18 protein-coding genes are annotated in these 24,844 nt (G+C 42.3%); 11 read left to right on the top strand and 7 right to left on the bottom strand.

The genetic code is table 11. From position 1 onward, the window contains the following. Positions 1 to 35 precede the first annotated feature (35 nt). The 5 genes from BHC43_RS08075 to BHC43_RS08095 form a co-directional block, all read right to left on the bottom strand. Positions 36 to 1,610 carry a patatin-like phospholipase family protein gene (locus BHC43_RS08075; RefSeq protein WP_100157039.1) on the bottom strand — a complete coding sequence of 525 codons (1,575 nt, stop codon included), beginning with the start codon at positions 1,608 to 1,610 and terminating at the stop codon, positions 36 to 38. A gap of 140 nt (positions 1,611 to 1,750) precedes the next feature. Continuing rightward, on the bottom strand, positions 1,751 to 3,229 hold the full coding sequence (locus BHC43_RS08080) for an efflux transporter outer membrane subunit (RefSeq protein WP_100157094.1): 1,479 nt from the start codon (positions 3,227 to 3,229) through the stop codon (positions 1,751 to 1,753). Between the two features lie 31 nt (positions 3,230 to 3,260). Continuing rightward, on the bottom strand, positions 3,261 to 4,388 hold the full coding sequence (locus BHC43_RS08085) for an ABC transporter permease (protein WP_100157040.1): 1,128 nt from the start codon (positions 4,386 to 4,388) through the stop codon (positions 3,261 to 3,263). Then, the gene (rbbA, locus tag BHC43_RS08090) at positions 4,389 to 7,184 is read right to left on the bottom strand and encodes a ribosome-associated ATPase/putative transporter RbbA (RefSeq protein ID WP_100157041.1); all 2,796 of its coding nucleotides are present in this window, start codon (positions 7,182 to 7,184) and stop codon (positions 4,389 to 4,391) included. A 1-nt stretch (position 7,185) separates the two neighbouring features. Continuing rightward, positions 7,186 to 8,184 carry an HlyD family secretion protein gene (locus BHC43_RS08095; protein ID WP_100157042.1) on the bottom strand — a complete coding sequence of 333 codons (999 nt, stop codon included), beginning with the start codon at positions 8,182 to 8,184 and terminating at the stop codon, positions 7,186 to 7,188. 254 nt (positions 8,185 to 8,438) lie between these two features. Here BHC43_RS08095 and BHC43_RS08100 point away from each other — a divergent pair, with 254 nt between their 5' ends. From BHC43_RS08100 to BHC43_RS08150, 10 genes are all read left to right on the top strand, one after another. Next, entirely contained in the window at positions 8,439 to 9,296 is an 858-nt protein-coding gene (locus tag BHC43_RS08100; protein ID WP_100152659.1) for a chorismate mutase, read from the top strand. Between the two features lie 391 nt (positions 9,297 to 9,687). Continuing rightward, entirely contained in the window at positions 9,688 to 11,460 is a 1,773-nt protein-coding gene (ilvB, locus tag BHC43_RS08105; RefSeq protein ID WP_100152660.1) for a biosynthetic-type acetolactate synthase large subunit, read from the top strand. Further along, on the top strand, positions 11,457 to 11,948 hold the full coding sequence (ilvN, locus tag BHC43_RS08110; protein ID WP_100140561.1) for an acetolactate synthase small subunit: 492 nt from the start codon (positions 11,457 to 11,459) through the stop codon (positions 11,946 to 11,948). Before ilvB ends, ilvN begins: the two co-directional genes overlap by 4 nt. Positions 11,949 to 12,030: 82 nt before the next feature. Beyond that, on the top strand, positions 12,031 to 13,047 hold the full coding sequence (ilvC, locus tag BHC43_RS08115; RefSeq protein ID WP_100140560.1) for a ketol-acid reductoisomerase: 1,017 nt from the start codon (positions 12,031 to 12,033) through the stop codon (positions 13,045 to 13,047). Positions 13,048 to 13,140: 93 nt separating this feature from the next. Continuing rightward, positions 13,141 to 14,481: an MFS transporter gene (locus BHC43_RS08120; RefSeq protein ID WP_100157043.1), complete on the top strand. Its 1,341-nt coding sequence runs from the start codon at positions 13,141 to 13,143 to the stop codon at positions 14,479 to 14,481. A 131-nt stretch (positions 14,482 to 14,612) separates the two neighbouring features. Beyond that, positions 14,613 to 15,059 carry an SsrA-binding protein SmpB gene (gene smpB / locus BHC43_RS08125; protein ID WP_037405662.1) on the top strand — a complete coding sequence of 149 codons (447 nt, stop codon included), beginning with the start codon at positions 14,613 to 14,615 and terminating at the stop codon, positions 15,057 to 15,059. 650 nt (positions 15,060 to 15,709) lie between these two features. Then, the gene (locus tag BHC43_RS08135; RefSeq protein WP_100157045.1) at positions 15,710 to 16,243 is read left to right on the top strand and encodes a hypothetical protein; all 534 of its coding nucleotides are present in this window, start codon (positions 15,710 to 15,712) and stop codon (positions 16,241 to 16,243) included. 188 nt (positions 16,244 to 16,431) lie between these two features. Beyond that, positions 16,432 to 17,997 carry a glutamine-hydrolyzing GMP synthase gene (gene guaA / locus BHC43_RS08140; protein ID WP_100152663.1) on the top strand — a complete coding sequence of 522 codons (1,566 nt, stop codon included), beginning with the start codon at positions 16,432 to 16,434 and terminating at the stop codon, positions 17,995 to 17,997. A gap of 444 nt (positions 17,998 to 18,441) precedes the next feature. Next, a complete protein-coding gene (locus BHC43_RS08145; RefSeq protein WP_100157046.1) occupies positions 18,442 to 19,638 on the top strand; it encodes an MFS transporter in 1,197 nt (398 codons plus the stop codon). Positions 19,639 to 19,762: 124 nt separating this feature from the next. Continuing rightward, a complete protein-coding gene (locus BHC43_RS08150) occupies positions 19,763 to 20,731 on the top strand; it encodes an alpha/beta hydrolase (protein ID WP_218966481.1) in 969 nt (322 codons plus the stop codon). 118 nt (positions 20,732 to 20,849) lie between these two features. On the opposite strand, the gene BHC43_RS08155 is transcribed toward BHC43_RS08150, so the two are convergent. Then, a complete protein-coding gene (locus BHC43_RS08155; RefSeq protein ID WP_100157096.1) occupies positions 20,850 to 21,731 on the bottom strand; it encodes a LysR family transcriptional regulator in 882 nt (293 codons plus the stop codon). Positions 21,732 to 21,955: 224 nt separating this feature from the next. Further along, a complete protein-coding gene (locus tag BHC43_RS08160; protein ID WP_218965425.1) occupies positions 21,956 to 22,156 on the bottom strand; it encodes a CsbD family protein in 201 nt (66 codons plus the stop codon). 413 nt (positions 22,157 to 22,569) lie between these two features. Here BHC43_RS08160 and BHC43_RS08165 point away from each other — a divergent pair, with 413 nt between their 5' ends. Beyond that, entirely contained in the window at positions 22,570 to 24,831 is a 2,262-nt protein-coding gene (locus BHC43_RS08165; RefSeq protein ID WP_100157047.1) for a tetratricopeptide repeat protein, read from the top strand. Positions 24,832 to 24,844 lie beyond the last annotated feature (13 nt).

Below are 24,844 nucleotides of genomic sequence, written 5' to 3' on the forward strand. Positions count from 1 at the left end.
TCTGCCGAACCTTATCTTTCAAAGCAAATACCTTGTTAGCGCAATATAGGTACAGCTTCAGTATTAATAAAATTGACCACACCACTTACTTGATTCTGCACATTATCAACTGCATCGGTACCGGTTGCATCTGTAGCAGACTCTTCATCAGTGTCTGACTGAGTAGCAGCAACATCATCTCCATATAAAGTAAATGGTTCAGGTGTCGAGGTATTAGGTGCTACCCCAATATCCTTAATCAGACGCTGATATTCTGAAGATTGAACTAGTAATAGTTTGGCAGCCTTACGCAGATTATTAACTTCACTGTGTGCTAAATAAAACGTTGTCGGAATATGAATAACTTTATCCCGCAGCGGTGATGGCGGCATATCCAACAAATTCACACTTACATAATATACCTGTGGTGTACCTTCACTGCGGCTCTCGTTCCACCAATCCACATATTTTTGAAACTGATGCTGCGTATCTTCTGAATATTTTTCAATCGGAATACTAGTAAGTGCTCGCACAACTTCAGCTGTACCTGGAACACTAGCACTACTGTCTATGGAATTTTTGCGCAGAGTTTGTGCATTCACATTAATAATAATGATTTTATGAATCTTCGCCGACTCCAGCCGGTCATATAAAGTTTTATTACTATAGAGCTCCGTGGCATCCAGCAGACTGCGCAAACCCAGATTATCGGTCAGCCCACCATCCAACAAGTGAATATATGGGCGCTTCTGGCTATCTTGATACTGCTTCAAATTGGCACGGTATACGGCTCTAGTCTGCGCTCGGAATGAGGTCGTCCCAGTAGCATCAACATTATTACTATCAACTAAGTTATCCGGTAAATGATAGTGGCAGTTGCCACCATTATTATTTAAAGTTACCGGAGCAAAGACGAGCGGTACTGCACTGGAAGCAGCCACCGCGCGCGCAATCGGCAAATCGGTCAGATCCAAACAAAGTAAATCAAAATATTCTTGGGTAAAATCCAGGCGGCTGCCCAGACTCATATCAGTAGCACTAATCACTACAAACGGCCCTTGCCGCTTATTATTCAAATCAGCATAAGTTGCCCCGTGATATAAGTGTAAATCCAGCTGCTCCTGCAATAAATCTCCACGGCCAAATTCTGGTGAACCAAGCCTTGACCAGTTTGCCATCGAGAATAACTGCCCAATAAGCATTTTCTGTAAATTCAAATTGAGAAAATTCTGCTCGAATTTTGGAATGGTTTCCGATCCATGCAGCCCAAAATAAGTAGCCAGGATAGAACCACCGGAAATCCCATACACCACATCTACCGTATCCAAGAGGCTTTTAGGCCGGCCATCTATTTTGACCTGTTGTTTTTTCAGCGATTCAAGCACGCCATAGCCGAAAGCAGCCGCACGTGTCCCCCCACCGGACAGCATGACAATTCCGATTACATCATCTTTCTTATCCGCTTTATTATTAAGTAGAGCGCGTTGCAAACGATAGCCGTCTGGGTTCTTACTAACATCATCTATTACAGCTACAGGCTGATAGCGTAGTGTAGAACAAGCTGCCAGCCCGAATAATGCCATCAACATCAGCACTTGTCGCATCATTGATCGATTAAAACATAGCTGCATGCATGGCTCCCGAAGCAGAAAATATAGATATTAAACAATATTCTTACAGAAATCATACGTCGCATTAGCGAGTAAACTAATAATGCGACATCTTCAACACTTAATTTTGAATATACAGCATTTGCATTTCAGCACAATGCTCATTCCTCCTCACTGCTTTGCCAGCCTCCTCCCAGTGCCTTATATAAATTCACTAGATTACGTGCCTCTTCTAGCCTTACCTGCACTTGCTTGTCAGCAATATCCTCGGCATTCAGGCGTGCACGCAAACTGCGATCGAGCGTCATATCGCCAAAGCGAAACAACTTTTCAGCGGCGCCAGCCTGACTGGTTGCCTGAGTTTGTGCCTGATGTATCAACTTCGTCTGCTGATACAGACTAAACTGCATCTGATAGGCATTATCCACTTCAGCTAAAGCTTGAAGAATTAGATGATCATATTCAGCAATTGCAGCCTGTAGCTGAGCGTCTGCTCTTTCGATATTGTGATTAATCCGTCCGGCAGTAAATACCGGAATCGTCATACTGGCGTCTAGTAACCCGCCTGTATTTTTTAAATATGAAGTATTACTATTTAAATGTATTTGTCCTGTCTGCCATAAAAAATTCAGGCTGAATCGTGGCAACCTATCAGCTTTAGCACTGGCTAGACCAGCACTCATTGCTTTCACCATATTTTCCTGAGTGCGAATATCTGGTCGACGCGTAATCACGTCTAGAGGCAGTTGTCCGGCCGGCGCAGCGGGAAGTTGCTGCAAAATATCCACTGGTGCAGCTGCAATGACAAAACCTTGCGGTTCCTGACCTGTTAAAACCGCTATATTGCGCTGATACACTTCAGCCTGAGCCTGATAAGTAGTAATCTGCGCCTGCATCGAAGACAACTTGGCGGCCACTTCTCTCACATCATAAGCCGTCGCCTGCCCAGCACGGAAACGACCTTGTGTATAGCGCTGCAACTGTTTCAGCGTCGCCACACTGTGTTCGCCTATTTTTGCCCGCTGCTGCATGGCTCGCATTTTCAGATAATTCTCTGCAATCTCACTGCTAAGCATCATTTGCGCACCATGCCAACGCTCAGTCGCGCTTAGGCTTAGATATCGCATTTCATCAGCGTCACTGCGTTTCTGTCCAAACACGTCAGGTTCCCAACTGGCGGTGAAACCTGCCTGCACACTATTGCCATGCAAACGAGTGCGATTGGCACCCAGAGGCGAGCCTGCAGCCTGTAAATAATCACGAGTATTGCCAATCAAAGGCAAATTCAGATCTTTCAGAGTATTGTCACCATTATATCGATGCAGGCCGCCACTACTTTCTACTCCAGCTTGTGGGCGCAAATCCGCTTCAGCCATGGCTGCACTGGCTCGCGCTGCAAGCATATTGTCTTTCATGCTAGCCAAATTACGATTGTTTTTCAAACCGATTTCAATCAGGTCGTTTAATACCGGATCAGGCCAGCTCTGCCACCAGCGGCTGATATCTGCTGTTCCCCGTGCTGCAGCATTCTGCTCAAACTGTTGAGGAATACCCACTGTAGACCTCACCTTTATATCGGTACGGCTACAGCCTGCCAGTAAACCCAAAGCGAGTACTACTGCCAACCACGTTTTATTCATTTCCATTTGTCCTGAATCTACGACATCTACATTAAGAATGCTGCGCCAGCATGCCGCGAAAACGTGACAGTGCCAAGGCCAGAAACAGCACGCCCATAATGGACATCATCATAATTTTCGGCCATACGGTCATCAGCCCAGCATTGCGAAACAACACATCCTGACTAAACTGAGTAAATTGTGTTTCAGGTGACAACCACGTTATATACTGAAAAAAAGCCGGCATACTTTCCAAAGGTGATTCCGAACCAGAAAGCAACCGCATCACCACATATATCGGCAAACACAGCAAGCCAAATTGCGGCATCGTCGGCGCCAGCGTGGCAAACCAAATACCCAGCGAAGCCACCGAAAATAAATAAATAAACATACCCAGACTAAACAACGACACCGAGCCGTTAATCGGAATATGCAGCCATCCCTCAATCACTAACCACAGCGACAACAGCGAAGCCACCGAAATCACAGCACCATTAGCAAAAATCTTCGCCATCACAATTTCACTAGGACGTACCGGCATCACCAATAACTGTTCAATCGTGCCGTGTTCGCGCTCACGAATAACCGCTGCCCCTACCAGAATAATTGCCAACAAAGTTAAGTTCGATACCACATTCATTGTTGCAATAAACCACGCCGATTCGCCATTGGGATTAAATTGGACATTCATCACTGGCGTGACAGGTGAAAAAGTAGCGGCCGACTGTTGCCGTAAAAAAGAACGCGTTTGCGCATCAATAATCTGACTTAAATAATTAAAGCCAATACCAGCCTGAGTTACCGACGTTGCATCAGCCAAAACCTGAATAGTAGGCGATCTGCCAGCCACCACATCCCGCTCAAAATTAGCCGGAATATCGAGAACAAAAACATAATCCCCTTTATCCATTGCCGCATCAATATCTTCGCGTCTTACTTCTACCGGCTGCTTAAAATAGGGTTCCAGCAGCGCATCCCGAATCCGGTACGATAACACACTGTGATCTGCATCCATCACCGCTACAGAAGCATGGCGCACCTCAGTAGAAATACTGGTAGCCACTGTATAGATAGCCACGGACAGCACCACCACCATCAGCGCAATCAGCACCACATCACTTAGCAGACTTTTCAGCTCCTTGACACTCAGCACCCAGACATTTTTAAACCATTGCAGCATCTACACCTCCTGCTTTTTCAACAAGCAGCCGGCTAAAAACACATACGCCAGACAAAATGCCAGCAAAACAAGATAGTAGTTAACAAAATCCAGAAAACCCAATCCTTTAGTAAAACCACCAAGACTAATTAGCTGATACCATGCTGTGGGGAAACTCCAGCCCAGCCAGTAATTAATACCGGTGAGTGTAGACAACGGATAGAGCAAGCCAGAAAAATTAAGCGCCGGAATCAGCGACAGAATGGCCGAACCAAAAATTGCCGCCACCTGAGACTTCACAAAGCTAGAAATAAGCAAACCAAAAGCTGTGGCTGCACAAATCAGCGCCAGAGCCCCTACACTCATAGCTATAAAACTGCCACGTACTGGTACACCAAGCACCACCACCGCCAGCCACACTAGAATCAAATAGCTAATAAAAGAAACCACAACATAGGGAATCTGCTTGCCAATCAGAAACTGCCTTACCGAAGCCGGCGAAGTGTATAAATTGGTAATCGAACCAATTTCTCGCTCCCGCACCACACCCAGCGCCGTCATCATCACCGGTATTAGCATCATCGCCATCATAATCATACCGGGTGTAATTGCAAAAATGCTTTTAAAATCCTGATTATAGACATAACGAGGTGCAATCTGTGCTGCCGGTTTAAGCGAAATAGGTAAACCCGTCTGTGCCCATTCCGCCGCTGCATAACCTTCCAGTATCATGAGAATAAAGCTTTTAATGTTTTCTGCCATAAAGGGCATCGTGCCATCAACATAAAAACCAACTTCCGGCTTATCTCCGCGCAGTAAGTCACGGCCAAAATGTGGCGGTATATCAATAACCAGACGCGCCTTAGATACCTTCAACGTTTCATCAATTTCATTTGCACTGTGCAGCGTGCCGGTAAAAGTAAAATAACGCGAACCACGGAAATATTCGACTAAAGCACGGCTTTCCACCGTCTGGTCACGGTCCATTACCGCAAATTTCACATGTTCCACATCAAAGGATACAGACCACGCCGCCATCATCATCAGCACCACCGGTCCAAACAAGGCAAAAAATAGGCGAATTTTGTCTCGCATCAGCTCTTTGCCTTCACGTACTGCAAACGTCCATACTGTCCGAAACCAGTAAGAAACACTGTCCGCATTCATAGCCTTCTCAGCCACAGCTGGCGCCATTGCAGTTTGCTGCTGTTTCTTCTGTTCTGAATTTAACTGCGGCACGCTATTCTCTGTTTTGTCTACCGCTTCCTGTAAATAATCAATAAAAGCAGTTTCCAGATCATCTGTTTGTTTATTGGCGCACAACTCCTGTGGTGTACCAATTGCCAGCACCCGCCCCTGATGCATAAACGATATGCGGTCACAGCGTTGCGCTTCATTCATAAAGTGGGTAGATACAAAAATTGTGGTACGATTCTGGCGTGATAAATCCAGCAGATGATGCCAGAACATATCTCTGGCCACAGGATCCACACCAGAGGTAGGCTCATCCAGTATCAGAACTTGTGGATGATGCAAACAGGCAGCAGCCAGTTGCAAACGTTGACGAATACCTAAAGGCAATTCACTCGGTTGCGTATCTGCAAATTCCTGTAAATCAAACTGCTGCAACGATTCCTGTATCGCCGATTCAATTTGATTTGTATCCATTTCATACAGCTTGGCAGAGAGCACCAGATTTTGCCGCACCGTCAATTCTTCATACAAAGAAAACGACTGCGACATATAACCAATCTTCATGCGCGTCGTCATATCATTAGCATCAACAGTTTTACCCAGCAGCTTAGCACTACCAGAACTGGCATCCAGCAAGCCGGTAAGCATTTTCATCGTAGTTGATTTGCCGCAGCCATTAGAGCCCAAAAAACCGAAAATTTCGCCCCGTTCAATAGTAAAACTTACATTATTAACAGCTACAAAATCGCCAAATCGCTTAGTTAATTCCTTAGCCTCAATTGCCGGAGGTGAATTTTTGTCTGGTACAAACGGCGTCAGCTCTAAACTGCCACCTTTATTTTGCTTTGCCTCAGGCAACATTTTCACATACGCCTGTTCCAGCGTATCCGTATGCGTATCCTCCAGCACCTGCTGCGTAGGAGCATTAACAATCAGACGACCATCGTCCATAGCCAGCAGATATTCAAAGCGTTTGGCCTCGTCAAAATAGGCGGTAGCGACAATTACAGTCATATCCGGGTTTTCTACCCGTAATTCATCAATTAGTTGCCAAAACTGCCGCCGCGACAATGGATCCACACCAGTAGTCGGCTCATCCAGAATCAGCAGTTCCGGATTATGTACCAACGCACAACACAGACTCAGCTTTTGCTTCATCCCACCGGAAAGCTTACCAGCTGGTCGTTCGGCAAACGGAGCCAATCTGGTTGCCTGCAACAAACGAGCAATCCGCTGCTTACGCTCCCCACCACGCAAACCAAATAGCCGCGCATGAAAATCCACATTTTCATTCACTGATAAAGTTGGATACAGATTTTGTCCCAGCCCCTGTGGCATAAAGGCAATCCGGTGACTTAGCAATTGGCGGCTGTGTTTCAACGCCATACTTTCACCAAAAACCAGCACATCACCTTGCTGGATAATCTTTACACCTGCTATCAAAGACAGCAAAGTAGATTTACCTACCCCGTCTGGTCCAATCAGTCCCACCGTTGCGCAGCGGCGGATTTGCAAAGATACATCGCGCAATGCCACCGTCTGCCGATACTGATGTGACACATGGCGTAAATCAACTGCCCAATCTTCCTCTGTATCAGCCTGCTCTCTGGCAGTTTTCTCCATTTCAGGCACCCTTGGCTGCTGGTTTTAAATTAGGTAATTTAACCTGCCACTGCTGCGGCCATGCTTTATTGTTATCAAAACGGATATAGCCATTACCCGTTAATCCGCCCTTGAGCAAACCGCTATACTGCAACGCCACCTGTGCCGGAATTTTCAGTTTTACCTTATACATCAGCTTCTGCCGCTCATTCAGCGTTTCCACAAATTTCGGCGTAAACTGCGCATTAGAATCAATAAAATCCACTTTAGCTGGCCATACTGCATCCATTCCATCCAGCACAATCCTTGCCTCATCACCGAGTTTCAGCTTACCAATCGTATCCGTAGACAAATATACCGACAAAGTTACATCAGTCGGGTCAAGCAAAGAAACAACCTTATTCCCCTCACCCAGTACATTGCCCGCTTCAGCAATCCGGTACTCCACTCGACCTGCTTTGGGTGCCCGAATCAACATATCGTTATTAGCAGAAAATGTCGCATCAATCTGTGCCTGTGCCTGATTCACTGCCGCAAGCGCCTCAGCTCGTGCTGCCTGCGCCGATTTAACCTTGGCAATTGCCGCATCTCGTTCCGCCAGACGTCGGCGTAATTCAGGTGCAGACACCAATTCATCCGATTTAAGCTGGCGCGCATTGTCCAGATCCATCTGCGCCACTTTATGAGCTTGTTGCTGGGCAGCAATTTCCGCCTCAGCCTTAGATACATTTTCCAGCGCACGTTGCTTGTCTGCGCGCGCGGCCGCCAGCTTACTACTGGTCTGATCAGAAGACAGTTCAGCCAAAACCTGATTTTTGGCTACCACATCCCCCTCATCCACCTTCATTTCAATTACTCGTCCAGAATAAAGTGTCGCCACATCCAGCCGTTTTAGCTCCATGCGTCCGTTTCCGCCTGCAAAACCATCCGGTAAAGACACATGACTGCGTATATTTATCCAAACCGCCACACCCACCAGAACCAATACCACCAACACAAACAACAGCCTTCTTGTTTTCATTTATCTGTCCCTGAATGTACTGTTTTTTATTGGCCTCACATCATGAAACCCACCAGAATTTCATCACGCAAGTTAACATATAAAATATACACACTTTTCATTAATAACAATAGTTTACTATCATTGTTGTAGTGTTACCATAACCTGTTTCTGGCACAGAATCGTCTACATAGTCACTGTTCGCACCTACCAGCTACTTGCCAGCCTGTCTTTTTTTACTGACAATCAAAGCACCCTTCATAAGGACAACCAACATGATTATAGTAATGCAGCGTCAGGCTACCGAAACACAGATTAACAGCGTCATCAGCTACATTCGTGAGCGCGGATTGCACGAGCATATTTCGCGCGGAGAAGAGCGCACTATTATTGGCGCAGTTGGCGACGAAAGAGTGTTCGAACCACGCGAACTGGAAGCACTAGCCGGAGTAGAAAAAGCCATGCGCGTACTTCAGGATTGGCGCATCATCAGCCGCGAGACCAAAGCCGAAGACACCGTCATTACCGTACGCGGACAGCAGCTTGGCGGCAACCATCATCAATTGGTAGCCAGCGTAACCAACTCACAATTGCCAGAAAACATCAACATATTCATCGATCCCTTTTTTCAAGCGGCCTCACCCTATACCCCACCATCTCAACCGCGAACCAATATGCAGCAACAGATAGCCAGTGCCCATCAGGCAGGTAAATCAGTATGGCTACGCATCAGAGACGTGCGCCAGCTCGAACCAGCCTTACAAGCAGAGGCCGACATCATTTATCTGGGCGGCGAACTCATGTCTAACCGTACCCTGCTCAACGAAGTGGGATGCCTAAATATCCCTGTCGTATTGTGTAAAGACAAACATCATCAAGTCGATGACTGGCTTATAGCTGCTGAGCACATCGCCTTAAAAGGTAACCACCACCTTATGCTTGGAGAAGCAGGCACCCTCAGCCTTGAGCGCAATGCCCCTTACCGCCTTGACGTAGAAGCCATTGTTAAAGCCAGAAAAATTACCCATCTACCCATCGTTGCCAACATTTCACATCTCGCCCATGCCTACATGGACTCCACCACACTCATGCAGATAGCACAGGCGGCAGGAGCCCACATCATCATTTATTAACTGGACAATAAGTCTAAAATTAAAAATTTTACAAAAACAAATAATTTCTTTAAATTTGGACAAATTAATTCAGAAAATACATAAAATTTGTCCAAATAAAGCATAAAAATGCACAAAACTAAAAAATTAAAGCATAAAATAAAATTTTAACTTCAAAATAGGAGTAAACTTCACAAAAATAGCACTTGCTTAACATCAACACCTGCTTTATCTTAAACACTCATTTAGCTAACCCAAACCTGCTCATCCGACTACCGGACGCAGAACCAACAGTTCATCACAATAAGTGCGTTCGCGTACCCCAAATCGCTGTTCGCATTTGTTAAATCTTACCGGATTGCAGATGCATTGGTTACGTGTCAGTCGGACAGCCAGAACATAAGAGGTTGATATGCAACTTTCAGGTGCACAAATACTCGTGCAGAGTCTCAAAGCCGAGAATGTAGAATATGTTTTCGGATATCCCGGCGGAGCAGTTCTCGAAATATACGACGCCATCTTTCAATTAAAAAAATTTCGCCACATCCTTGTCAGACACGAACAGGCTGCCGTACATGCGGCTGATGCCTACTCACGTGCCAGCAACGGTGAAAAAATAGGCGTCGCACTGGTTACTTCCGGCCCAGGAGCCACCAATGCCATCACCGGTATCGCCACCGCCAATTCCGACTCTGTCCCACTCGTGGTTATTTCCGGTCAGGTAGGTACACCTGCCATTGGTTCCGATGCTTTTCAGGAAGTAGACACCATCGGCATCTCCCGCCCCTGTGTCAAACATAACTTTTTAGTTACCCATATTGGCGAACTAGCTGAAACCATTAAAAAAGCCTTTCAGATTGCCCGCACAGGCCGCCCAGGCGTAGTCGTGATTGATGTGCCCAAAGATGTAACACAGGCAATGGCCAAATTCAGCTATCCACAAGAAGACATCAACATCCGCTCCTATCAGCCCGTAACCCATGGGCACACCGGCCAGATTAAAAAAGCTGCACAAGTACTGGCCGCAGCCAAACGCCCAATAGTACTGTTCGGCGGCGGCGTGGTATTAGGTAATGCCAGCAACGTACTCACTGATTTCATTCAGTCTACCGGTACCCCCTGTGTTGCCACCTTGATGGGGCTGGGTGCATTTCCCAGTACCAACCGCCAGTTTCTCGGTATGGTAGGTATGCATGGCAGCTATGAAGGCAATTTAGCATTACAAAACGCCGATGTTGTACTAGCCGTTGGGGCACGCTTTGACGACCGCGTTATCTCCGTACCGGACAAATTCACCGATGATGGCAAAAAAATTATCCACATCGATATCGACCCCTCCAGTATTGCCAAACGCGTAAAAGTAGATGTACCGATTGTTGGCGACGTTAAAAACGTATTAGCAGATTTGCTTGCCCTGTGGCAAAAACAAAATCTGGCATTCAGCAACAACGCTCTGGAAAAATGGTGGAAATCCATTGAAAACTGGCGCAGTCACAACAGCCTGTGGTTTGAAAGCGCAGATGAATACATCAAACCACAACAAGTCATCCAGACACTAGCCAAAATCACAGGTAACAACGCCCTCATCACCTCCGACGTTGGCCAGCATCAGATGTTTACTGCACAGTACTATCCGTTTCAACGTCCCCGTCAATGGCTCAATTCAGGCGGACTAGGTACCATGGGTGTAGGACTGCCTTATGCCATGGGTGCCAAACTGGCGCGGCCGGAAGAAGATGTATTCTGCATCACTGGGGAAGGTTCCATACAAATGAATATTCAAGAACTTTCCACCTGCTACCAATACCGTCTGCCCATTAAGGTCATCAACCTCAACAATGGCTTTCTCGGCATGGTACGACAGTGGCAGGAGCTCTACTACGAAAACCGTTACTCCGAAACCTACATGGATTCACTGCCAGATTTTGTCAAACTAGCGGAAGCGTACGGACACGTCGGAATTCGGGTTGAAAAACCTGCGGATATAGAAGGTGCACTGAAAGAAGCTATCGCTCTGAAAGACCGTCTAGTATTTATGGACTTCATTACCGACCGCACCCAAAATGTCTACCCAATGGTAGGTAACGGCAAAGGTCTGGATGAGATGGTGCTTCCACCACATATGGATAAAATCAAAGCTACAGCTGCCAACGAGCGCGAGCAGAATAGCCGGAGCGCATCATGAGACACATCTTATCTATTCTGATGGAAAATCAATCTGGTGCGATGAGCCGTATAGTCGGCCTATTTTCAGCCCGTGCCTACAACATCGATTCCTTATCTGTTTCCCCAACAGAAGATAGAACCTTATCACGCATGACCATCGTTACCAGTGGCAGCGACAACGTCATGGAGCAAATAACCAAACAGCTCAACAAACTGATTGAGGTTATCAAAGTAATCGATTTAAACGACAGCCAATATGTCGAACGTGAACTCATGCTGGTCAAACTACGTGCCACCGGCAAAGACCGCGATGAAATCCTGCGCCTAGCTGATATTTTCCGCGGCCACATCATCGACGTGACCGACAAAACCTATACTGTAGAAATCACCGGTACCAGCAACAAGCTCGATGCCTTTCTAGACACTGTAGGCAAAACACTGATTCTAGAAACCGTCCGTACCGGAGCTGCCGGCATTGGCCGCGGTGAACGCATGCTACGCATTTAAGCACAAACCCAAACACTTTCGGCCGCATCAGGCCGAAACATGAACATAACCAAGACACAAAGTTTTAACAAAAGGAATAACAATGCAAGTTTATTACGATAAAGACGCCGACCTTTCATTAATCAAAGGCAAAACCGTAGCCATTATCGGCTATGGCTCACAAGGACATGCACACGCAGCCAACCTAAAAGATTCAGGCGTTAATGTAATCGTCGGCTTACGCAAAAACGGCAACTCTTGGCACAAAGCAGTTAATGCCGGCCATGATGTACGCGAAGTAGCCGAAGCCACCAAAGCCGCTGATGTAGTAATGATACTTACCCCAGATGAATTTCAGCCTGCCGTATACATCAACGAAATTGCCCCCAACCTCAAAGACAACGCTACCGTAGCCTTTGCCCACGGTTTCAACATTCATTACAACCAAATCATTCCAGCTAAAAATTTGGATGTGGTGATGATTGCTCCTAAAGGCCCAGGCCATACCGTACGCAGCGAATTCCTCAAAGGCGGCGGTGTACCTAGCTTGATTGCCGTACATCAGGATGCCACTGGCCGTGCCCGTGACATTGCATTGTCTTATGCTGCTGCCAACGGCGGCACCAAAGGCGGCGTAATTCAAACCACATTCAAAGAAGAAACCGAAACCGACCTTTTTGGCGAACAAGCCGTATTGTGCGGCGGTTTGGTTGAATTAATCAAAACCGGTTTTGAAACGCTGGTAGAAGCCGGCTACGCTCCAGAAATGGCCTACTTCGAATGTCTGCACGAAATGAAACTGATTGTAGACCTCATCTACGAAGGCGGAATTGCCAATATGAATTATTCCATTTCCAACAACGCAGAATACGGCGAATACTTTACCGGCCCACAAGTAGTTAACCAGCACTCCCGCCAAGCCATGCGTGAAGCATTAAAACGCATTCAGAATGGCGACTATGCTAAATCATTCATCGTCGAAGGTGCTACCAACTATCCTTCCATGACAGCCCGCCGCCGCCAAAATGCCGAGCACCCGATTGAAATTATTGGTAACCAATTACGCAGCATGATGCCATGGATTGCCAAAAACAAACTGGTTGATCAGGACAAAAACTAATCAGCCGCAGCAGTCTGCTTGATTTAAAGCAAAAGCTTGTGTATGCATTTTCCATATACAAGCTTTTTTTAACCCTTTCAACCAAAAATAAATATGACCAATACCCCCGCATCGCAGTCAGCTACTGCAACCGCAAAAACACAAAACTCGCCTACCAAAGTCGCCATCGCCAGCCTTGTAGGCACCGCCGTTGAGTTTTACGACTTCTATATCTACGGTCTGGCCGCCGCCTTGGTACTGGGTGACCTGTTTTTTCCAATTCAAGACAAAGCCCTCACAACTATGGCGTCCTTTCTGACTTTCGGCATCGCCTTTATCGCCCGCCCGATTGGTGCCGCATTATTTGGCCATTTTGGCGACAAAGTCGGACGTAAAACCACCCTTATCGCATCCTTACTTATCATGGGTATCAGTACCACCCTAATTGGTATTCTCCCCACATTCCAGCAAGCTGGCTTTATCGCCCCATTATGCTTATGCGTCCTGCGCTTCTGTCAGGGCATCGGACTTGGCGGTGAATGGGGCGGTGCCGCCTTATTGGCTACAGAAAATGCACCTAAAGGCAAACGCGCCTTATTTGCCATGTTCCCGCAAATAGGGCCTCCTATCGGCTTCATTACAGCCAGCCTGATATTCATACTACTGTCCAAGCATCTAACCAACGATCAAATGATGGCATGGGGCTGGCGCATTCCGTTTTTACTAAGCATCGTATTGGTTGGTCTCGGCATGTATGTCCGCATGTCTATTATTGAAAGCCAAGCATTCCGCAACATGGTTGCCAAGCAAAATCACGTCAAAGTGCCGCTGAATGATACCGTTCGCAAACATTACAAACAGCTCATTCTTGGTTCTCTGGCTGCTATGTCGTGCTTCACCCTATTCTTCCTGACCACCGTATTTTCACTACAATACGCCACCACCACACACCCATGGCAAAGTACGTCTTTATTTAACAAAATCGAATACCTATCCATCTTAATGGGGGCAATCGTATTCATGGCCATAGGGTCACCCATCTCTGCATGGCTGTCAGACAGAATCGGCCGTCGTCCCGTATTTCTGATAGGAGGCATCATCACCATCATAATTGGTCTCTTCTATGGCGATTTAATCAACAACAACAGCACCATAGTAGCAGCTGTATTCTTGTCTTTTTCCCTCTTTATCATGGGAATATTATGGACACCTCTGGCCGCGTTTCTGCCAGAAATTTTTCCAACCAACGTACGTTATACCGGAGCGGCCATCTCCTTTAGCTTCGGCGGCATACTGGGTGGGTCACTCACTCCTTTTCTCGCCGCATCACTTGTTAAAGAATACGGTTTACAAGGTAGTGTCTACATTGGCTGGTTTCTCATAGCCGCCTGCCTACTCAGCATCATTGCCGTACTATTACTGCCTGAAACCCATCGGCAAGAAATAGAAAACTGATACAAATAAAAAACCGATTGATTCAATCGGTTTTTTAATGCCACATTCACATTGCCGCAGCGTCAATCAGTCTTCAAAAGCATCACTTTCTGCTAAAATACCCACGAAAACACAGCATAGCAGAAATCATCATGAGCATAATCAATAACAAAAAAGCCTTTCACGATTACTTTATCGAAGAGCAAATAGAAGCCGGTATCGTCCTCGAAGGCTGGGAAGTCAAAGCCATCCGTGCCGGCCGCGTGCAAATCAAAGAAAGCTATATTCAATGGAAAAAAGGTGCATTCTATCTGGTAGGCAGCCACATCACCGCATTACCCACAGCGTCCAATCACGTTAAACCTGATCCAGTACGGCAGCGTAAACTACTGCTGAAACAATCAGAAATCAATAAATTGATTGGTAAAGTAGAACGCAGCGGCTATACCCTTGTTCCCGTAAACATGCATTACAGCCATGGCTATGTCAAAATCGATATGGGTTTAGCCAAAGGTAAAAAACAGCACGACAAACGCCAGAGTAGCAAAGAAAAAGACTGGAACCGCGAAAAACAGCGGCTCATGAAACAGGCTCGCTGATTTATGTATAAAATAAAATCTTTACAAGGGAAATTGAATCAACACAATTTCCCTTTTTCATAAATTTCCGCATAAAAAAGCCAAAATAAATTTCTTTTAATTGATTTGAATTTCGTAATAATTCTCAGCGGTTTAACATATCCTAATTTATAAAATATCCCTCTTATAAAACAATGTTAACTCATATTAAAATAAAAAATATATTGGATAATCAAAATACCTCAATCAAATCAATTTAATATATATTTTAAGTGACTAAGCGAGAAATTATGAAAATATCATTGGTAAAGTAAAGCCAATACATCAATCCACACATAAATAATCTCCTTTATCAGAATATCAACTGTGGCCATCTATCAGCTGTTTTCAGGTAATAAAAAGCAGTCCTCAGGAAATCAAATAAAACAACGTAGGCAACCACCAACGCTGAGCACTTCTTAATAATCTCACGAGTTAAAATAACGTTGAAAGCTTCACATACCTCTTCTCTTGAAACAGCAGTACATATTGGCAACGCTCTTTTCATAACCAGCTTAAAACTAAAAAACGTGCACGTGTCACTGAAATAATAAACATCATTGGAAAAAAATTCTGGATTTTTGTATCGATTAACAATACCTTTCACCGCATAAACAACTTCAGGTACAAGCATGAATGATCAGCAAGCAATTTTAAAAGTAATGAAGGAATGGCGCTGCAATTCCAAAGCTTATGCCAGAATTTATCTGTTTGCCTGCTGCGTATGTGCATTTATATCACTGGTGTGCGGGCTGGATGTATTAACCAGACACAATGAAACGGGCAGTTTATTGTTTTTTACATCAGCACTCATATGTACCTTTTTTCTCTTCAGACGATATAAAAACAAACGGCACAACATTAAACAAGTTCGCTTCACCACTAAGGCAGTTTACATAGAGAAACTAAAATTAGATATCAGCTACCTTAAATCTGTTGAATACATCAGAACACTTAAAAACAGCGATAACTCAATCATCTCTATCGAATTCAGCATGACATTTTTTCCTAATACGCTAGTTAAAGATAACGTACATTTTTATATGGAATTCGGAAAAATATTATTTGGTACCAGCGAGAAATACGACTACCAGAGACGATTTATCAATGTACTGAAGGTACTAGCAAAAGACAGACGAGAACAATTGAAAAAACAGCAAAATTAGATTCAAACAGCAAAACATCCTTACCCAAAACGCATCAGCATTAAAATAAACATATTAATCAATCTTATCAGAAAATATTGCATATTTTCAAAACATGCCTCCTCCCCATGTCAGGCAGAAGCAGAAATAAAAACCGAAAAGTGTTAAAATAACGCGCTTTATATCCAAACACCCGTCAAGAGCCTAGCATGAATCAGGATAAAATCTTAATTCTCGATTTTGGTTCACAAGTAACCCAGCTCATCGCCCGGCGCGTACGTGAAGCTCATGTTTATTGTGAATTACATTCATTTGATATGCCCATTGCCGATATCAAGGCATTTGCCCCTAAAGGCATTATCCTGTCCGGTGGCCCCAATTCAGTCTACGAATCAGACTATCAGGCCAATCCGGAAATTCTGAATCTCGGCATTCCCATTCTCGGCATTTGCTACGGCATGCAATGGCTGGCGCATACCATGGGCGGAGAAGTGAGCGGTGGCGACCAGCGCGAATTCGGCTATGCTCAGGTGCACACAGAAGACAGCCAATTCACCAATGGCATTTTTGACAACCAGCCCAACACACTGGATGTGTGGATGAGCCATGGTGATAAAGTCAGCAAACTGCCGGTAGGCTTTAAAAGCATTGGCCACACCCCGAGCTGCCCCTATGCCATTATTGAAAACCCGCAAAAACACTTTTACGGCGTACAGTTTCACCCAGAAGTAACCCACACCAAACAAGGGCGTGAATTAATCAATCGCTTCGTACTGGATATTTGTCAGGCCAAACCAAGCTGGACAATGCCAAACTACATTGAAGAAGCAGTCAACAAGATTCGTGAACAAGTAGGGACCGATGAAGTCATTCTGGGGCTTTCTGGTGGGGTTGATTCATCTGTAGCCGCAGCACTGATTCACCGCGCCATCGGAGACCAGCTAACTTGCGTTTTTGTAGATCATGGCTTACTGCGCTATAAAGAAGCTCAAATGGTCATGGATATGTTTGGAAAAAATCTTGGCGTAAACGTTATTCACGTAGACGCTTCTGCCGATTTTCTATCCAAATTATCAGGTGAAACCGACCCAGAACGCAAACGTAAAATCATCGGTGCCGAATTTGTCGAAGTTTTCCAGCACGAAGCCGGCAAACGTCAAAATGCCAAATGGCTGGCTCAAGGCACAATTTATCCAGATGTAATTGAAAGTGCCGGAGCCAAAACAAAAAAAGCACATGCCATTAAAAGCCATCACAACGTGGGTGGACTACCTGAAACCCTCAACCTGCAACTACTCGAGCCACTGCGAGACCTTTTCAAAGACGAAGTACGCGAATTGGGTGTAGCTTTAGGTTTACCACGCGACATGGTATACCGTCACCCCTTCCCTGGTCCCGGCTTAGGCGTGCGAATACTGGGAGAAGTAAAACGCGAATATGCTGATTTACTGCGCCGTGCCGACCATATCTTTATCGAAGAATTACGCAACACCTGCGACGAAGACGGCGTATCTTGGTACGACAAAACCAGTCAGGCATTTGCCGTTTTCCTGCCAGTAAAATCCGTAGGCGTCATGGGCGATGGCCGCACATACGAATATGTAGTTGCTTTACGAGCTGTGATTACCAGCGATTTCATGACCGCTCACTGGGCACATTTACCCTACGATTTACTGGGTCGCGTATCCAATCGCATCATCAACGAAGTGCGCGGCATCAATCGCGTAGTTTATGATGTGAGCGGTAAACCACCTGCTACTATCGAATGGGAATAATCACAAATTACAATTAATTTAACTCAAAAGCCTTGTTCTACAAGGCTTTTATTTTTAATTAAAATAGTAAACTGGAATAAAACAAAACCTATAATAAAAAACTAATCTACATACACAAACTACAGAATAAAATATTATTTTAAAGATTTCACTACTGAAGCTAGCTTTTCTATATAAATCATTTACCAAACTCAGTTAAGCTAACTCCATTCAAAAATACCATTATCTATGCCTAAAAAGCATGAATCACCATAAAGCATAAGTATTTTACATATAAATTTAAGATACCTATACTTTCTCAAATCATAAAAAACCAATGATTGGTAAAAGAAATTTTTAAAACAAAGTTATACCAATAAGTTTAAAACTGCTATAGATATTAATTATGCCAATGAAATAAATACCTATCTACAACAATTAGCAACGAAAAGGAGAATTAAAATAATGCAGTCACAAATCAATTTATCACCATTAAAAGCCCAATGGTCTGCCGTATTTTCTCTATTTCTAGGCGTCACCAGTCTTATAAGTGCAGAATTCATTCCCATAAGCCTACTCACCCCTATAGCAAAATCCCTACATATTACTGAAGGCATGGCCGGGCAAACCGTCACCGCAGTAGGTATTTTTGCCGTATTGTCCAGTTTGTTTCTATCTAGCATTACCGGAAATATAAATAGACGCAAAGTATTACTAACACTTTCTCTAATGCTAATCATAGCCAATATATTGATTGCCTTTGCACCAAACTACATCCTATTATTAATTGGGCGTAGCATACTAGGACTATGTGTTGGCAGTTTCTGGTCTCTATCTTCCGCTGTAACCATGCAGCTGGTTCCTAAACAGAATGTTTCACGTGCTCTTAGCGTCGTTTATGCCGGTGTATCTGTAGCAACCATCATTTCCCTGCCATTGGCCAGTTATCTGGGCAACCTAATCGGTTGGAGAAGTATTTTTCTGTATTCAGCACTTTTAGCTGCGATTGCATTTATTTGGCAGTTCTTCTCATTGCCACAGTTAGCTCCCCAAACTGATAGCAACTTTAAAAATATGATATTGCTGCTGAAACAGCCATGGGTAAGCACCGGTATGCTAGCCACCATATTCAGTTATGGTGGATATCACATTTTTTTTACATATCTAAGACCTTTTCTTCAGCATACTCTTTCTCTGCCCGCCAATACCTTATCAATGTTATTACTACTATTTGCTATAGGAAACTTTATTGGGACAATGATTGCAGGCTGGATAATGCATTACTATTTTAAATCGGCCATGATAATCAGCCACATAATATTTTTTATCCTGGCCATCAGTTTATTTTCCAGCAGCAATAATCCGGCAACCGATTCAGCATTAGTCGTAGCTTGGGGATTTATGTTTGGTTTTCTACCTGTTGGCTGGTCCACCTGGATAGCCATCACATTAGCCAATAAATCCGAAATGATGGGCGGCCTTTCAGTTGCAGCTATTCAGTTTGCCATCGGTTTAGCCGCCGCAATCGGTGGAAGTATTTATGACCATCATGGTATCAATGGCATATTTTTGATATCGGCATTGATTTTCATCGTGGCATTGTTTCTTATTCAGACCAGTATGACATTATTAACGCATACCACCACAAACCAACTACCCTAATTCTGATTACCAGCAAAGATATACACTCATGAGAAACGTTTATTTATATTTTAGAAAATATTTTCTACCTTTACTGAATCTAATATTTTTATCAATGCTATCTTCACTATCTAACGGAGCTGATATGTACAGTCAGACAGATAATTTCTATCAAAGTAATCTTGTTACAAGGCAACCAGTAACTTTTCTTAATCAGTACCAAATGAAAGTTGCCGGAAATCTGTTTATTCCAAAAAGTATCATTACCGGCCAAAAATACCCCGCAATAATTGTCGGCCACCCAATGGGTGCAGTCAAAGAACAAAGTGCCAATTTATATGCCACTAAAATGGCCGAACAAGGCTTTATTACGCTTTCTATCGATTTATCATTCTGGGGTGAAAGTGATGGACATCCTCGCAATGCCGTATTACCTGATATGTACAGCGAAGATTTCAGTGCCGCAGTAGATTTCTTAGGCACTCAGCCATTTGTAGATCGCAATAAAATAGGCGTCATCGGCATATGTGGCAGCGGTAGCTTTGCCATCAGCGCCGGTAAAATTGATCCTCGCCTCAAAGCCATTGCCACAGTCAGCATGTACGACATGGGTGCAGCAACCCGCAACGGTTTGCACCATACACTTACCCTGCAAAAGCGAAAACAAATCATCCAGCAAGCTGCAGAACAACGCTACATTGAATTTACTGGCGGAAAAATCGAGTATACCGGAGGCACCATTAATAAAGGAAAAATCACTGCTTCTGACAGCCCAATAGCTCATGAATTTTATGATTTTTACCGTACTGCTCGTGGTGAGTATACACCTTCCGGTTCACAACCAGATTTAACTACCCACCCCACCCTAAGCAGCAACCCCAAATTCATGAATTTTTACCCCTTTAATGACATAGAAACCATCTCACCACGTCCATTGTTATTCATTACAGGAGATAAAGCCCATTCTAAGGAATTCAGCGAAGATGCATACCGCCGCGCAGCCGAACCCAAAGAGCTGTATTACGTAAAAAATGCTGGCCATGTAGATTTATACGACCGCGTTAACCTTATTCCCTTCGCCAAACTAACCTCTTTTTTCAAAACCAACCTTTAATCAGCCAATATAAAAACAGCTAATTCAAAATAGTTTGAATATATTTATTTTGCCTGCATCTTTGATTAAAACTAAAGATGTAGGCAGAGACTGACAATAAAAGCCATTTAACAGAGCACTAAATAGAAAAAACTTCTTTTAAACGCTGCAAAAACAGCATAGAAACTTTTGAAAACAATTGAAATCTTTTCCACACTATGTTGACATCCACTTCCAATAGCGGATGTAGCGGCCGAAAACAGAAAACACTGTCTCCACTAGTATTAATCAATTTATCCAAACACAAAGCATAGCCCACATTCTGCTCAACCAACAGCGCCGCATTAAAAATCAAGTTATAGGTTGCAACCACATTAAGCTGGTCATAATCTTTTTTTATCCAACTAGCTATACTGTTACTCACATACTTTTGGCGCGACATAATCAGCGGCAGTCCCCATAAATCTTGCGGTTGGATAAAATCGCGTTCAGCTAGTGCATTATCTTTGCGCATCAGCACACCCCATCTGTCTTTCTGCGGCAAGCAGATCGAATCATATTTATCCACACGCGCTGGATCAATTAATACACCAAAATCAAGTAATCCTTTATCTAACCGCTCAGTTACATCATTGGCATTACCACTGAAAATATGAAAGCGAATACGAGGATAATCTTTCTGCATCATCTTGATTACCTCTACAACCGGTCTTAACGCATCCGTTTCACCACAGCCAATATAAATATCTCCGTGCAGACTTTTATCTAAATGATGAAACTCAGACTCCGTTTTGTGTACCAGCTCCAGTATCTGCTCAGCACGTTGGCGCAAGTGTATGCCTTCTTCCGTCAGCGTAATTCGTCGGCGGCCACGTATAAACAAAGTACATCCTAGTTCTTCTTCCAGCTCAATAAGCTGGCGCGACAGCGTAGGCTGAGTAAGATGCAGGTAATCAGCTGCGGCTGTTATACTTTCTTCTCTAGTCAGTGCCAGAAAATAACGCAATACTTTAATATCCACCAAGCACTTCTCCCATATCCTTTCAGTGCACAGACTAGCATCTTCTACCTAAGCAAAAAAATTTATTATCAATCTAGAACCAAATTCATATTTTCTTTACAAGAAAACAATTAAATATCATAGCCATTAAATTAAAGCTTATTCAATATATAAATCTAATTAACTTATATTTAAGTAAAAAACAAAAGGCCGCTAAAAAGCGGCCTGAAAAACATGATTCTGAATTAATCCTGAAATTTTTTCTTAATGGAATCCACAGCATTATCGATAGCATTAGCTGCATCATGCACAGCATCTTTTACACTGCCAACGGCTTTATCAACAATACCTTCAGACTGAGTCTTAGTATCGCCAACTACCTTACCCACATTTTCTTTTACTTCACCTTTGGCTTTATCTACAAATCCATTATCGTTCATATTCATAACCATCTCCGTTCTGTTTGATTATTGCTTAAAATTTTTTATATAAAACACTTATCCTTCAGTGATTTATCTTAGAGAGACAACCAAAAGCCCGCAATAGATATAGTCAGAATTTGCAGCTAATTACAAACATCACAAAAAAACTAGTAAAACCTAGAAATAGTTAACTTAAATACAAACAATAAATACAGTAACAGCCGAATTTAAAAAGCCGTTTCAGAAACACATTAAAATAATTAATCCAATTCAAGAATTGCCATTCAAATTTTAACTTTGTTTTTTTTTATTGTATTTTGTTAAAATTATTATAAACACAATGACTTAAATTGGTTATCTAACAATACAAATTACATAGCAAAGTCAGCTAAAAGCTATTCTGAATGTTTTAAAAAATTTAGAAAGTAGAGATCAAAATGGCAGATGATAAAGTTAACAAACAAATTGAAGAATTAAGCAAAATAAGCCGTGATGATGGAAAAGAAAAATATGCTAAGGCTCAGTTTGAATTAGGTCTTATTTATGAAGATAAAAAACATGATTATGATAAGGCTGAAGAGCATTACTTAAATATTTTCAGAGAAGACGCAACTAAATTTTTTGCTAATGCTCAATTTAATTTAGCTATTATTTATCAAGAGAAAAAACAGGATTATGATAAGGCTGAACTCTTTTACTCTAATATTACCAAAGAGGATGAACCTTCTATTTATGCTAAAGCTCAATTTAATTTAGCTTTTATTTATCAAGAAAAAAAACAGGATTATGATAAGGCTGAACTCTTTTACTCTAATATTACCAAAGAGGATGAACCTTCTATTTATGCAATTGCTCAATACAAATTAGCTCTTATCTATGAAGAAAAAAAACAGGATTATGATAAGGCTGAACTCTTTTACTCTAATATAACCAGAGAAGATGAACCTTATATTTATGCTAAAGCTCAATTTAATTTAGCTATTATTTATCAAGTAATAAAACAGGATTATGATAAGGCTGAACTCTTTTACTTTAATATAACCAAAGAGGATGAGCCTTCTATTTATGCAATTGCTCAATTTAGTTTAGCTCTTATCTATGAAGAAAAAAAACAGGATTATGATAAGGCTGAACTCTTTTACTCTAATATAACCAAAGAGGATGAACCTTTTATTTATGCAATTGCTCAGTTTAATTTAGCTATTATTTATCAAGAGAAAAAACAGGATTATGATAAGGCTGAACTTTTTTACTCTAATATAACCAGAGAGGATGAACCTAAAATTTATGCGTTTGCTCAATATAATTTAGCTCTTATCTATAAAAAGGAAAAAAATGATGACGATGAGGCTATAAAATTTTTTTCAAATGTCAGTCATGAGTATGACTCAGAATATTATTATCTTGCACAGTTTGAGTTAGGTAATATTTACTTGTTTAAAAAACAACTACCCGAAGAATCCATTAAGTTTTATAAACAAATCAAATATCGCAATTTAGCAGCGGATAATTATATATCTGCTCAAATAATATTAGAACTAATTAATCAAAAATCGTGTAGTATATCTAAAATAAAAGATGAAAAAGAATTATTAATTAATAATATTGAAAAAATTTGCCATTTATCTCAAAAAATAAAAAATTCATTAATAATTTCTTTCAAAAAAAAATCGTTTTCAAATGAAGAAACGAATACAAAAAATCCAGAACGGCGCGTAGCCCATTACACTAGACCGGGTGTTTTATTCAATTTACTTAAAGGCAAAAATCCAAGTAAATTCAGATTGAATATCGTCGATTTTATGAATGATCCCAGTGAGAATCAGGTATTAACGCAATGGCTGAATATTACAACTAATCCAGATAATGAAATCAAAACTTTCTTAGCCAGCTTTTCCTTCAATCATAATTCTTTGAATCAATTCCGATTATATGGAAATGAGGAAAACATTCTTGGCTCGGGTGTTAGCATAGCTTTCAACCAAAATTTCTTCGGTCAGAATACTGAACGCAGTATAAATATGGACAATATTAATATAATGAATCATTTTTCTAATTCTATTTCTGAAAATAAAGATTTAATTTCAAGTCAAGTTAATATCGAAAATAATATAGAAGAAAATATCTATCCATTATCTATATATCGATGCCTTTACTTTGACCCAAAAACAGAATATATATCATTAGCCAAACGGAATAAGCAGTCTTTTTACTTGGAAATGTATTATGAAAAAAAAGATACAGAAGAAATAGATCAGGAATGGGAGAAATATATTGAAGCTTTAGAAGAAGAGCATAAAATAAAAACCATTCGCCATCAGTTAAGAGAAATAAAAGATTTAATGCAAGACCTTTTAAAAAATGAAGAACTGAATAAGCTATCTAATTTAAAACAATTACTTAGCTTAGCTGTCTTACCTATATCCTGCCTGATAAAACACGCTGCTTTCGAAGATGAGGACGAATGCCGCATGATTTATATAACTCACATCGCAGATAAAAATATTGTCGAACCAACAGATTATCAAGCCGCTAATAATTTGTACATTGAATATAAAGAGATAGAAGATTATATAGACAAAATTTATCTGGGTCCGCAATGTAAAATGCAGCATAAATTATGGCTACAAAATCATTTCAAGAAAAAACAAACTGAAAAAGAAATCAAACTGATTAAATCGGAAATGCCTTTGCGTTAATTTTTATACTGAA

The sequence above is a fragment of the Snodgrassella alvi genome (assembly GCF_002777855.1).
GTDB lineage: Bacteria > Pseudomonadota > Gammaproteobacteria > Burkholderiales > Neisseriaceae > Snodgrassella > Snodgrassella alvi_E.

Bases quoted from the DNA above. Each gene is read 5' to 3' on its own strand.
- BHC43_RS08080 (WP_100157094.1), bottom strand. From the start codon at position 3,229: ATGAATAAAACGTGGTTGGCAGTAGTACTCGCTTTGGGTTTACTGGCA.
- ilvB (WP_100152660.1), top strand. From the start codon at position 9,688: ATGCAACTTTCAGGTGCACAAATACTCGTGCAGAGTCTCAAAGCCGAG.
- guaA (WP_100152663.1), top strand. From the start codon at position 16,432: ATGAATCAGGATAAAATCTTAATTCTCGATTTTGGTTCACAAGTAACC.
- ilvC (WP_100140560.1), top strand. From the start codon at position 12,031: ATGCAAGTTTATTACGATAAAGACGCCGACCTTTCATTAATCAAAGGC.
- BHC43_RS08120 (WP_100157043.1), top strand. From the start codon at position 13,141: ATGACCAATACCCCCGCATCGCAGTCAGCTACTGCAACCGCAAAAACA.
- BHC43_RS08100 (WP_100152659.1), top strand. From the start codon at position 8,439: ATGATTATAGTAATGCAGCGTCAGGCTACCGAAACACAGATTAACAGC.
- BHC43_RS08135 (WP_100157045.1), top strand. From the start codon at position 15,710: ATGAATGATCAGCAAGCAATTTTAAAAGTAATGAAGGAATGGCGCTGC.
- BHC43_RS08145 (WP_100157046.1), top strand. From the start codon at position 18,442: ATGCAGTCACAAATCAATTTATCACCATTAAAAGCCCAATGGTCTGCC.
- BHC43_RS08150 (WP_218966481.1), top strand. From the start codon at position 19,763: ATGTACAGTCAGACAGATAATTTCTATCAAAGTAATCTTGTTACAAGG.
- BHC43_RS08165 (WP_100157047.1), top strand. From the start codon at position 22,570: ATGGCAGATGATAAAGTTAACAAACAAATTGAAGAATTAAGCAAAATA.
- rbbA (WP_100157041.1), bottom strand. From the start codon at position 7,184: ATGGAGAAAACTGCCAGAGAGCAGGCTGATACAGAGGAAGATTGGGCA.
- ilvN (WP_100140561.1), top strand. From the start codon at position 11,457: ATGAGACACATCTTATCTATTCTGATGGAAAATCAATCTGGTGCGATG.
- smpB (WP_037405662.1), top strand. From the start codon at position 14,613: ATGAGCATAATCAATAACAAAAAAGCCTTTCACGATTACTTTATCGAA.
- BHC43_RS08160 (WP_218965425.1), bottom strand. From the start codon at position 22,156: ATGAATATGAACGATAATGGATTTGTAGATAAAGCCAAAGGTGAAGTA.
- BHC43_RS08085 (WP_100157040.1), bottom strand. From the start codon at position 4,388: ATGCTGCAATGGTTTAAAAATGTCTGGGTGCTGAGTGTCAAGGAGCTG.
- BHC43_RS08095 (WP_100157042.1), bottom strand. From the start codon at position 8,184: ATGAAAACAAGAAGGCTGTTGTTTGTGTTGGTGGTATTGGTTCTGGTG.
- BHC43_RS08075 (WP_100157039.1), bottom strand. From the start codon at position 1,610: ATGCAGCTATGTTTTAATCGATCAATGATGCGACAAGTGCTGATGTTG.